Genomic DNA, 11,278 nt, shown 5'->3' with positions numbered 1-11,278 from the left:
GTAGAAAATCTGGTAGTACACCGGGATCATGGCAGCCTGCCAGTCGTTGGCGTGAATGATGTCCGGCTTGAAGTCGATACAGCGGATCATTTCCAGCACTGCACGGCTGTAGAATACAAACCGCTCGCAGTCGTCATAGAAGCCGTAGATGCCGTCTCTGCCGAAGTAGTACTCATTGTCGATAAAATAATAGGTCACACCCTTGTAAATGCCGGTGAAAATGCCGCAGTACTGCTTCCGCCAGGAAACGTCCACGGTAATATTGGTCAGAAAGGTCAGAGAAGCACGCATTTCCGCAGAAATGGACTTGTACAGAGGGATCACGACCCGACAGTCATGTCCCTTTTTCACAATAGCGGAGGGCAGAGAGCCGGCAACATCCGCCAGACCGCCGGACGCTACATAGGGCAATGCCTCACTGGCTGCAAACAAAATATTCATACGGATCATCCCTCCTGCAATTAAATCTTCGCACCCTTGCTGATATACAACGGATAGCTCTGGGAACCGGTCAGTACCCGGTCATCCACGATTTCCACGTCCTTGTCGGTGATCACGCAGTTCAGGCTGCACTTGCTGCCGATGGAGGTGTTCTGCATGATGACGCTGTTTTTGACCACGGTGCCCTTACCGATCTTCACGCCCCGGAACAGTACGCAGTTTTCCACCTTTCCCTCGATGATACAGCCATCCGCAATCAAGGAGTTCTGGATGTCGGACTCCAGACCGAACCGAACCGGGCCGTTGTCCATGATCTTTGTGTAGATGGGGGCGGATTTCTTAAACAAACCGTTCCGGTTTTCCGGATTCAGCAGTGCCAGATTCGCCTCATAGTAGCTGGACAGGCTGTCCAGCCGGGCAACATAGCCCGTATGCTCATAAGCGGCGATCCGGTAGCCTGCCGCCTTGTCCTGCAGCACGTCCCGGCTGAAGCTGTACTGATTCCGGCTCATTTTCTCCTTGACCAGCTGCTTGAGGAAGGATTTGCTCAACACAAAGGTGTTCATACACAGGTTGCCGGTGCCCCGCATGGGCGGATCGATCATAACATCGTCCACCATGCCGTCCTCCCCGATGCCCAGGAGAGTGGCGTTCTGGTTCACGTCCTTATCGTAGAAGCCCTTGGAGTATGCTACGGTAATATCCGCACCGCTTTCGATGTGCGCACGGATCATGGGCCGGTAGTCGATGGTGGTCACAATGTCGCAGTCGGACAGCACCACATATTCTGCCGGAGAATGCTCTACATACTCCCACACTCCGTCCAGGGCTTCCAGTCTGCCCCGGTAAATACCGGTGCCAACATGGCTGAAGGGAGGCAGCAGATGCAGACCGCCGTTCTTTCTGGAAAGATCCCACTCACGGCCGGAGCCAAGGTGATCCAGCAGGGAACCGTAGTTGGATTTTGTGATGACTCCCACGTCGTCAATGTCGGAATTGACCATATTGGACAGGGGGAAGTCGATCAGCCGGTACCGTCCCCCAAAGGGCACGGAGCCCATGGTGCGGAGCTTGGTCAGATCAATGATGGAGGAATCGTGCATACTTGCAAAAATCAATCCCATTACGCTAATATTTGCACTCATAGTCACATCTCCTTACAGGTTGTCAGATATAATCTGCTTGGGCAGTACGGTTTTTCCTTCGGAAACATCCACCTTGTGACCTACGACTGCAATGCCCCATTCGTCACGGTTCTCGATGGTCTCCGGACTTGCGCCGATCTTAGCGTTCTCGTGGATCACGCAGTCCTCACCTACGATGGCGTATTCCACCACAGCACCTGCCTTGATGACCGTGCCGGGCATGATGATGCTGTACTTGACGGTAGCGTTCTCCTCTACCACAGCGCCGGAGAAGATGATGGAAAAGTCCACGGTGCCGTTGATCTCGCTGCCTTCGGAGATCATGGAATTTTCAACCGCCGCCTTGTCCCCGATGTACTGAGGGGGCATATTCAGGTTCCGGGAGTAGATCTTCCACTCCTTATCATACAGATCCAGAGGCACGCTGGGACTCAGCAGATCCATATTTGCCTCCCACAGGCTGTCCAGCGTCCCCACGTCCTTCCAGTAGCCCTCGAAGGCATAAGCGAACAGCCGCTCCCCTGCTGCCAGCATTGCAGGGATGATATCCTTACCGAAATCCTTGGAGCCGGAGTTTGCATTCTCGTTTTCGATCAGATACTGCTTGAGCTTCTTCCAGGTGAAGATGTAGATACCCATGGATGCCAGCGTGGACTTGGGTTCCTTGGGCTTTTCCGTAAAGTCCACAACTCTGCCTTCCTCATCGCAGGTCATGATGCCGAACCGGGAAGCCTCCTCCATGGGAACGTCCAGAACGGCGATGGTGCTGTCCGCCTGATGCTGCTTGTGGAACTGGAGCATCTTGGAGTAATCCATCTTGTAAATGTGATCGCCGCCCAGAATGATCACATACTCCGGGTCATAGCGCTCGATAAAGCTCATATTCTGGTAGATGGCGTTGGCAGTACCCTCGTACCAGGATGCCCCTGCATTGGTCTGGTAAGGGGGCAGCACATGTACGCCGCCGTGCAGCTTATCCAGATCCCAGGGCTGTCCGTTGCCGATGTAGTCGTTCAGCACCAGGGGCTGGTACTGGGTCAGCACGCCCACCGTATCGATGCCGGAATTGGTGCAGTTGGAAAGGGGAAAATCAATGATCCGGTACTTGCCGCCATAGGGTACAGCCGGCTTTGCCATATCCTGGGTCAGCGCATACAAGCGGCTGCCTTGTCCGCCCGCCAGGAGCATTGCTACACATTCTTTTTTAATGTACATAATTCATACTCGATTTTTCCGGAAGGGAAAAATCCACTCCTCTCTGCATTCGTTGGTAAAACTTCTATTTCTGCGCCGCTTTGGACGGTGCGGATTTCTTAGTCGATCTGCGTTTTTTATACGGCACCGGCTTGAAGAACATGGTGGACAAGGGTGCCAGCGTCAGCGCAATGCTGTTGTCAAAGCCATGCATGGGGATGGCTTCGGATTTGACGGCTTTTTCTGCTGCGCCGGAGCCGCCGAATTCCGTGGCGTCCGAATTGAACAGCAGCTTATAGCTGCCCTTATAGGGCACACCGATCCGGTATTCCCGCCGCTCCACCGGCACAAAGTTGCACACCACGATCAGCTCCTCACCCTTGTCGTCAAACCGGCGGAAGGCAATGACGCTTTGCTGATAATCGTCATTGGCGATCCAGCTGAATCCATCCCAGGAGTCGTCCCGCTCCCACAGGGGCGGATGCTCCGCATAAAACCGATTCAATTTCCGGGTGTACTTGAGCATGGTGTTGTGCTTGGGGTAATCCAGAAGCATCCAGTCCAGCTGGTGCTGGTAATCCCACTCCTTCATCTGGGCAAACTCCTGTCCCATAAAGAGAAGCTTCTTGCCCGGATGCGCCATCATATAGCCAAGAAACGCCCGGTAGGAGTCGAATTTTTGATCGTAGCCGCCGCTCATCTTGCCGATCATGGAGCATTTGCCATGCACCACTTCATCGTGGGAAATGGGCAGCACGTAATTTTCGGAAAAACAGTAGAAGAACGAGAAGGTCAGCTTATCGTGGTTGCCGGAGCGGAACAGAGGATCCATGGACATATAGCTGAGCATATCGTTCATCCAGCCCATATTCCATTTAAAGTTAAACCCCAGACCCCCGTCGCAGGTGGGCTTGGTGACCATGGGCCAGGCGGTGGATTCCTCGGCGATCATCAACGCATCCGGGAACTTTTCAAACACCGCTTCATTCAGATGCCGCAGAAAATCAATTGCCTCTAAATTCTCCCTGCCCCCGTTCTTGTTGGGGCACCACTGACCATCCGGCCGGTCATAATCCAGGTACAGCATGGATGCCACCGCATCCACCCGGAGACCATCTACGTGAAATTCCTCAAACCAGCAACATGCGCTGGAGATCAGGAAGGAGCACACCTCCGGCCTGCCGTAATCGAACACCTTGGTGCCCCAGGCGAAATGCTCCCCCTTGCGCACGTCCTCGTATTCGTAGCAGCATCCACCGTCAAACTCGAACAAGCCGTGTTCATCCTTGGGGAAGTGCGCCGGTACCCAGTCCAGGATCACCCCGATGCCGGCAGCATGGAACGCATCCACCATGGCACGGAAATCATCCGGCGTACCAAACCGGGAGGTGGGGGCGAAATAGCCCGTGACCTGATAGCCCCAGGAGCCGTCGTAGGGATACTCCGTCAGGGGCATGAACTCAATATGGGTATAAGACATTTTTTGCAGATACGGGATCATCTGCTTTGCAAAGGTCCGGTAATCCAGAAAGCTCCCGTCCGGATTGATGCGCCAGGAGTTAAAATGTACTTCGTACACATTCACCGGGCTTTTGTAAATATTTCTCTGCCGCTTGGCTTTGCGCCAGGCATCATCCTTCCATTCATAGCTGCTCTCGTAGATCTTGGAGGCAGTGGCTGGCCGGGTCTCATAATGCGCTCCGTAAGGATCCGCCTTCATACGGATCTTGCCGTCCCTGCCCTTGATGCTGTATTTATAGGCAGCGAACTGCTCCAGCCGGGGAATGCAGCATTCCCATACGCCGCCCCCGATGGCGTGCATGGGGGTCTGACTTCTGTCCCAGCGGTTGAAATCTCCCACCAGGGAAACGGATCGGGCATGGGGCGCCCAGACCCGGAAGCAATGATACTGTGTACCCTTGCTGGATATCGTGTGTGCGCCGAAAAATAAATAGGACTTGCAATTTTTCCCGCTCAAAAACAAAGACAGCGGAAATTCATTTTCTTTTTGCAGATCCGGAATCATAGTATCACCCTCCCCTATGCTTACATTTTAACAGATTCCCGCCCTGGATTCAAGTATTTCTGCGCACATCCAAAAAAGTTCATATACTCCGCCTAGAATCAACCGTCCATTTTATGCATATTGTACAAAATCGCAAAAAATCACGTGGAAAACGCCTTGACTCCTCGTATATTTTTCACAAAATTCTGCAAGGCATAAAGAAGGCGGCTGATGCCGCCTTCTTAGTCCGTGTTCCTTCTGACCTGCGCCAGCAACACTGTGATATCGTCCGGTCTGCCGTCTGCCGCACTGCGCTGTGCCTTACAGCAGATGGCTTGGGCAGCCTGCTGGAGGGAGCCTCCTGCCAACAGCTTCTGCTTGACAAAGGCGTACTCGCTGTCCTCCACCCCGTCGGACATCAGCACAATCACATCCGAATCCTCCAGCCGGAGTCGGGTCACATGCGCCTCCGGCCTGCCCACGATGCCGATGGGGAAGGTGGGGGTCTGGTACATGGTCACCACCTGTCCCTGCTGGATCAGAGTAGGGGCTGCTCCATATTTCACCAGCAAGGTCTCGCCGGTTTCCTGGCTGATCCGGGCAATATCCAGGGTGGCAAAGGTTTCCTCCGTGGACTTGGTCAGCATGATATGATTCACCATGCCCACCGCCGTCTGCATGGACACTCCCATTTCAATGAGCCGCCGGAAGTTGGACAGCACCAGCCGGGCATCCAGGGAAGCACGCCTGCCGGAGCCCATGCCATCGGACAGCACCAGATACTGATGCCCCCTGCCGTCACTGAACTGGTCATAGCTGTCCCCCGGCGGTTCCTCATCCCGGGCGGAGGACTGGGCTGCAAACACCGCCAGACCATAGGGAGGACGCTCCCACAGACAGATCCGCACCTCCTCCCCGGCAAGCCTGCCCTCCGTATAATCCAGCTCCATACCCAAAGCATCGGACAAGCAGTCCCGGACAGAGCCCCCATCCGGCGCCGCATCCGCAAAGGCGTACAGCTCCAGCGCCAGCCTGCCCTCCGCCGACCGGTATGCCACCGCAGTATGTACCGGATATCCCTCCCGTTCTAGCCGCTGGGTCACCTTCCGGGTCATGCTCCGGCTGTAGGATACCGCCAGTCGCTGTCCGGCAGTGCCAAGCAGTTCCTCCGTCAGTTCCATCTGGGAAAAGAGAAATCCCTGGGATTCCGTCAGCCGGGCGGACAGCATCCGGTGCAAAGCCGCCTGCCGCTGTGCCTGCTGCATATGTACCAGCAGGGTCTGTGCCCTTGCGCAGTCCTGCAAAGCCTCCGGCAGCTCTGTGCCATCCCCGGCAGCCGCACACCGGAACGCCTCCGCCGTTTCCTCGTATCGCTCCTCCCAGCATTCCAATCGCCGGGAGCAGCTGCGGCATACCTGCTCACACACGCTCTGGGCGGTGGTTTCCCGGCATCCGTTCCGTTCCAGCATCCGGGCGATCTGCTGAGCATTCTGCCGCACCCCTGCAAGGGCATGTGCCAGGTAGTCCATCTGCACCGCCGCAAAGCCGGCGGGCGCTTCCTCTCCCCCAACCTCCGGCAGCCACTGCTCCAGGATTCCCTCCACCGGCAGTGCCAGATACAAAAGGCATCCTGCCGACAGATTCAGAAGCAGAAGGATGGCTGCTGAATCCGTCCCCAGCAGCAGTTGTCCTGCTCCCTGAATCGCCAGGAACAGCAGGCATACAGCACCCTTATGAAAATCCGCAAAGTATCCGGCAGCCATACCGGACAGGGCGAGGAATGCAGCAGCGTCCCCCAGTTCCCGGCTGCAAAGCATCAATCCGGCGGAAGCCAGCACACCGCAGACGGTGCCCCCGGCAATGCCATAGCGTTTTGCCCCCTGCAAGAGCACAAACCCGGCAAAGATCACGCCCAGGTTACAGATCCAAAGCTGGGCGGATCCCAGTGCCCCGGTCACCAGCAGAAAGCATACCCCGAAGGCGCAGCCGTTCGGCTCGCTGTATCCCCCAGCGGCAGGGCGAAAGGCAGTCAGCGCCTCTGCGGCAAAGTATGCCGCCACTCCAGCCAGCACTGCCATGCACAGATACAGCGCCAGATCCGCCAGGTCGATGCCCCCGATCACAAAAAACAATCCGGCGGAAATACTGAGCCCGGCTGCCGCCGCCAGAGCGCCCATCCCGGCACTTGTCCGCCGGGGCAGCACAAACCCGGACAGCACGATCATCACCAGGGCGCACAGCAGCACCGGTGCATCCCCCAGGGTTCCCTGGGTCACGGAGGCAAACAGGCTCCCAGCCAGAACCGCCACCCCCTGGAGGGGGGACACCACCGCCGCCAGGGAGACCTGCAAGGGGGAGGAAAATTCCCCGAACCGGGCACCGGTCAGCAAAAAAGCGCTGACACCGGACAGCAGCAATGCCCCTGCCTGTCCCCGTGTCAGACGCTCGGTTGTACGTTCCTTGATCATATGTATCCGCCCACTTTCTCCATCCGTTTCATTGCGACAGCACCGCATGCTCTTTGTGCGATGCTGCTTTGATACAGAAAGTATACCACGGCAGGCAGGCGGAATCCTGTCGCAAGCCCTTGCAGCATTCCGGTTGTTCCGGCGGCATTCCATTGGGAAATGCCGGGGCAATGAAGATCATGCCGATTGCAGGATCCGGGCAAGGGCAAACAGCTGTTCCATGGTCAGCTGCTCTATCCGGGCAGCAGGCGCAAGCCCTGCCTGCTCCAGGGCAGCATACACCGCCTGCTTCGGGATCCCCAGCAGGGAGGCAAGACTGTTGGCGAGGGTCTTGCGCCGCTGGGAAAAGCCTGCCTTCACCATCCGGAAGAAAAAGCCCTCATCCAGCCCCTCCGGATGGGGATTTTCGTGCAGATCGATGCGGATCACCGCCGAGTCCACGTTGGGTGCCGGCATAAAGCTGCCCCGTGATACAGGGAACAGTTGTCTGGCTTCCCCGTAGTAATGGACTCCCACCGTGATCGCCCCTGCCTCCCGGGTACCCACCTGGGCGCAGAGCCGCTGGGCCGCTTCCTTCTGCACCATGACGGTAATGGAGGTGAGGGGCAACCGGCTTTCCAGCAGCAGCATCAGAATGGGTGAAGTGATATAATAGGGCAGATTGGCGCATACTGCAACAGGAAGCCCCCCGAACTCCTGCCGGAGCAATGCCGCCACGTCAATTTTCATAATATCCCCTGGCACGATCTTCACGTTGTCAAAGTCCGCCAGGGTCTCCTCCAGCACCGGCAGCAGCCGCTGATCGATCTCCACTGCCACCACCTTATCCGCACGCTTTGCAAGCTCCGCCGTCAGCACCCCAAAGCCCGTTCCGATCTCCAGCACCCCGAAGCCGGGTCTGGCGTTGCCCAATTCGGCGATCCGGGGGCAGACTGTAGGGTTGATGAGGAAATTCTGCCCCAGCCCCTTGGAAAAATGAAAGCCGTGCCGCCGTGCCAGATCCTGCACCACTGAAATATTCGTCAGATTCTCCATATGATAACCTGTCCTTTCTTGCAAGCCAATCTTGCATTTTGCCCCCGACTTTGCTATACTATATGTATCTATTGATGCATAAGGAGGGTATTCAATGCTTCGCCGTGATAAAATCAATTATTACCTGGATATTGCCGAAACCGTACTGGAGCGCAGCACCTGCATCCGCCGCAAGTTCGGTGCCATTATTGTAAAGCATGATGAGATCATTTCCACCGGATACGTCGGTGCGCCCCGGGGCAGAAAAAACTGCAATGATCTGAATTACTGCACCCGGGACAAGCTGGGCGTTCCCAAGGGACAGCGATATGAGCTGTGCCGGTCGGTGCATGCAGAGCAGAACGCCATTTTATCCGCCGCCCGGGCGGACATGATCGACGCCACCCTGTACCTTGCCTGTCACGATGCCCGGACGGATCAGCTGGACGGGGAAGTGGAACCCTGCTCCATGTGCAAGCGGCTCATCATCAACGCCGGCATCAAGCAGGTGATTGTCCGTCAGACCCGGGATGCGTATAAGATCATCACTGTGTCCGACTGGGTGGAGCAGGACGAATCCCTGACCGGCAGCAGCGGGTATTGATGTTCTTTCATAGTATACCATTTTTGCGCCGGATAGTCAAAGTTTTTGTGGAGCAATGCCACATTGACAGACTGTTGAAAGTGTGCTATAGTGAATATAGCAAATGTTGTGCTTCTTCGGGTATATTCCCGGTGAATCCACACAACATATTGATATTGGATTTGGTTCACGGAACAAGGAGGAAGCCATGAAATTCAAAAGCGGCATCTGGGACAAGGAGATCAATCTGCGGGACTTTATCATCCAGAACTATACACCCTATGAAGGGGACGACAGCTTTCTTGCGCCCCCCACTGCCCGTACCAGGGCGCTGTGGGACAAGGTGCTCGCCCTGCTGGAGCAGGAGCGGAAGGCAGGAGGCGTGCTGGATATTGACGAGCACACCATTTCCACCATCACCTCCCACAAATGCGGCTACATCGACAAAGAACTGGAAACCATTGTGGGCTTGCAGACGGACGCACCTCTGAAGCGTGCCATTATGCCCTTCGGCGGTATCCGCATGGTGCGCAATTCCCTGGCAGCCTACGGCAGAGAACTGCCCCCGGATGTGGAAAACGTATTCAAATACCGGAAGACCCACAACGATGGGGTATTTGACGTGTACACCGACGATATGAAGCGTGCCCGGCACACAGGCATCATCACCGGCCTGCCGGACGCATACGGCAGAGGGCGCATCATCGGGGATTACCGGCGGATCCCCCTGTACGGGGTGGATCGGCTCATCGAGGACAAGATCGCTGCCAAGAAGGCACATGATGCAGAGCCCATGTACGGGGATACGGTGCGGAACCTGGAGGAAATGGCGGAACAGATCAAGGCGCTGAAGGAGCTTAAGGAAATGGCGGCAGGCTACGGCTTCGACATTTCCCGGCCGGCAGAGAACACCCAGGAGGCCATCCAGTGGCTGTACTTCGGCTATCTGGCAGCCATTAAGGAGCAGAACGGTGCCGCCATGTCCCTGGGGCGGGTGTCCACCTTCCTGGATATCTACGCAGAGCAGGATCTGAAAAGCGGTACCTTTACCGAAGAACAGATCCAGGAGCTGGTAGATCACTTCATTATGAAGCTGCGGATGGTACGGTTCCTGCGTACCCCTGCCTATGATGAGCTGTTCTCCGGCGATCCCACCTGGGTCACCGAATCCATTGGCGGCATGTGTGAGGACGGCAGACCCATGGTCACCAAGATGAGCTACCGGTTCCTGCATACCCTGGTAAACCTGGGGCCTGCACCGGAGCCGAACCTGACGGTACTGTGGAGTCACCGGCTGCCGGAGCCCTTCAAGAAATTCTGCGCCCGGATCTCCATCAGCACCTCCTCCATCCAGTACGAGAACGATGAGCTGATGCGGGAACGGTTCGGAGATGATTACGGCATCGCCTGCTGCGTATCTGCCATGCCCATCGGCAAGCAGATGCAGTTCTTCGGGGCAAGAGCCAACCTGGCGAAGGCGCTGCTGTATGCCATCAACGACGGCAGGGACGAGCGGTACGAGGATCGGCTGTGCCAGGGTGTGGGACAACTGTCGGATGGGCCCCTCCAGTTTGATGAGGTCTACAGTAAGTTTGAATATGTGTGTGAATGGCTCACCAAGCTGTATATCAACACCCTGAACATCATTCACTTCATGCACGACAAGTACTGCTACGAACGGCTGCAAATGGCGCTCCACGATGAGAACATCATCCGCACCTCCGCCTGCGGTCTGGCAGGGCTTTCCGTGGTGGTGGACAGCCTGTCCGCCATCAAGTATGCCAAGGTGACCCCCATCCGGAATGCAGCAGGCATCGCCACCGACTTTGCCATTGAGGGGGATTACCCCAAGTTCGGCAATAACGATCCCAGAGTGGACGAGCTTGCCACCATGGTGGTGGAGCGGTTCATGAAGCGGCTGTCCCGCCGGAGAACCTACCGGAATTCCATTCCCACCATGTCCATCCTCACCATTACCTCCAACGTAGTATACGGCAAGAAAACCGGCTCCACCCCGGATGGCAGAAAGGCAGGGGAGCCCTTCGCACCGGGAGCAAATCCCATGCACGGCAGGGACACCAATGGCTGCATCGCATCCATGCTGTCCGTATCCAAGATCCCCTATGCCTACGCAGAGGACGGCATTTCCTACACCTTCTCCATCATTCCGGACGCACTGGGCAAGAACGAGGAGGACAAGGAAAACAACCTGGTTGCCCTGCTGGACGGCTACACCCGGGAGCACGGACACCATATGAACGTAAACGTCATGAACCGGGAGACGCTGATCGATGCAATGGATCATCCGGAGCTGTATCCCCAGTTGACCATCCGGGTCAGCGGCTATGCGGTCAACTTCATCAAGCTGACCCGGGAGCAGCAGCTTGACGTGATCCACCGCACCTTCCACACCCGGATGTAGTCCCGG

Annotated in this window: 8 protein-coding genes; 2 read left to right on the top strand and 6 right to left on the bottom strand. The window is 56.5% G+C overall.

Annotated elements, in window-relative coordinates; all coding sequences use genetic code 11:
- The 6 genes from RUM_RS03040 to rsmA all read right to left on the bottom strand — a co-directional run.
- Nucleotides 1-441: glycogen/starch synthase (locus RUM_RS03040; RefSeq protein WP_041326228.1), on the bottom strand; the 441-nt coding region annotated here is incomplete at its 3' end.
- Between the two features lie 20 nt (nucleotides 442-461).
- Nucleotides 462-1,586 carry a glucose-1-phosphate adenylyltransferase subunit GlgD gene (gene glgD, locus RUM_RS03035; RefSeq protein WP_015557753.1) on the bottom strand — a complete coding sequence of 375 codons (1,125 nt, stop codon included), beginning with the start codon at nucleotides 1,584-1,586 and terminating at the stop codon, nucleotides 462-464.
- A 12-nt stretch (nucleotides 1,587-1,598) separates the two neighbouring features.
- Complete coding sequence (locus tag RUM_RS03030; RefSeq protein ID WP_147645549.1) at nucleotides 1,599-2,801, bottom strand: glucose-1-phosphate adenylyltransferase; 1,203 nt, start codon at nucleotides 2,799-2,801, stop codon at nucleotides 1,599-1,601.
- Between the two features lie 64 nt (nucleotides 2,802-2,865).
- Entirely contained in the window at nucleotides 2,866-4,806 is a 1,941-nt protein-coding gene (gene glgB / locus RUM_RS03025) for a 1,4-alpha-glucan branching protein GlgB (protein ID WP_015557751.1), read from the bottom strand.
- A gap of 221 nt (nucleotides 4,807-5,027) precedes the next feature.
- A complete protein-coding gene (locus tag RUM_RS03020; RefSeq protein ID WP_015557750.1) occupies nucleotides 5,028-7,253 on the bottom strand; it encodes a SpoIIE family protein phosphatase in 2,226 nt (741 codons plus the stop codon).
- 177 nt (nucleotides 7,254-7,430) lie between these two features.
- Complete coding sequence (gene rsmA / locus RUM_RS03015) at nucleotides 7,431-8,288, bottom strand: 16S rRNA (adenine(1518)-N(6)/adenine(1519)-N(6))-dimethyltransferase RsmA (protein WP_015557748.1); 858 nt, start codon at nucleotides 8,286-8,288, stop codon at nucleotides 7,431-7,433.
- Between the two features lie 94 nt (nucleotides 8,289-8,382).
- Here rsmA and RUM_RS03010 point away from each other — a divergent pair, with 94 nt between their 5' ends.
- Entirely contained in the window at nucleotides 8,383-8,871 is a 489-nt protein-coding gene (locus tag RUM_RS03010; RefSeq protein WP_015557747.1) for a deoxycytidylate deaminase, read from the top strand.
- 187 nt (nucleotides 8,872-9,058) lie between these two features.
- The gene (gene pflB / locus RUM_RS03005; protein WP_015557746.1) at nucleotides 9,059-11,272 is read left to right on the top strand and encodes a formate C-acetyltransferase; all 2,214 of its coding nucleotides are present in this window, start codon (nucleotides 9,059-9,061) and stop codon (nucleotides 11,270-11,272) included.
- Nucleotides 11,273-11,278: the final 6 nt, after the last annotated feature.

This window comes from Ruminococcus champanellensis 18P13 = JCM 17042 (genome assembly GCF_000210095.1).
In the GTDB taxonomy this organism is placed as follows: domain Bacteria; phylum Bacillota; class Clostridia; order Oscillospirales; family Ruminococcaceae; genus Ruminococcus_F; species Ruminococcus_F champanellensis.
Note: the sequence above shows the minus strand (reverse complement) of the source record. Positions and strands in the feature narration are given on the sequence as shown.

Coding starts and splice junctions, on each gene's coding strand:
- RUM_RS03010 (WP_015557747.1), top strand. CDS start 8,383: ATGCTTCGCCGTGATAAAATCAATTATTACCTGGATATTGCCGAAACC.
- glgB (WP_015557751.1), bottom strand. CDS start 4,806: ATGATTCCGGATCTGCAAAAAGAAAATGAATTTCCGCTGTCTTTGTTT.
- RUM_RS03030 (WP_147645549.1), bottom strand. CDS start 2,801: ATGTACATTAAAAAAGAATGTGTAGCAATGCTCCTGGCGGGCGGACAA.
- rsmA (WP_015557748.1), bottom strand. CDS start 8,288: ATGGAGAATCTGACGAATATTTCAGTGGTGCAGGATCTGGCACGGCGG.
- RUM_RS03020 (WP_015557750.1), bottom strand. CDS start 7,253: ATGATCAAGGAACGTACAACCGAGCGTCTGACACGGGGACAGGCAGGG.
- pflB (WP_015557746.1), top strand. CDS start 9,059: ATGAAATTCAAAAGCGGCATCTGGGACAAGGAGATCAATCTGCGGGAC.
- glgD (WP_015557753.1), bottom strand. CDS start 1,586: ATGAGTGCAAATATTAGCGTAATGGGATTGATTTTTGCAAGTATGCAC.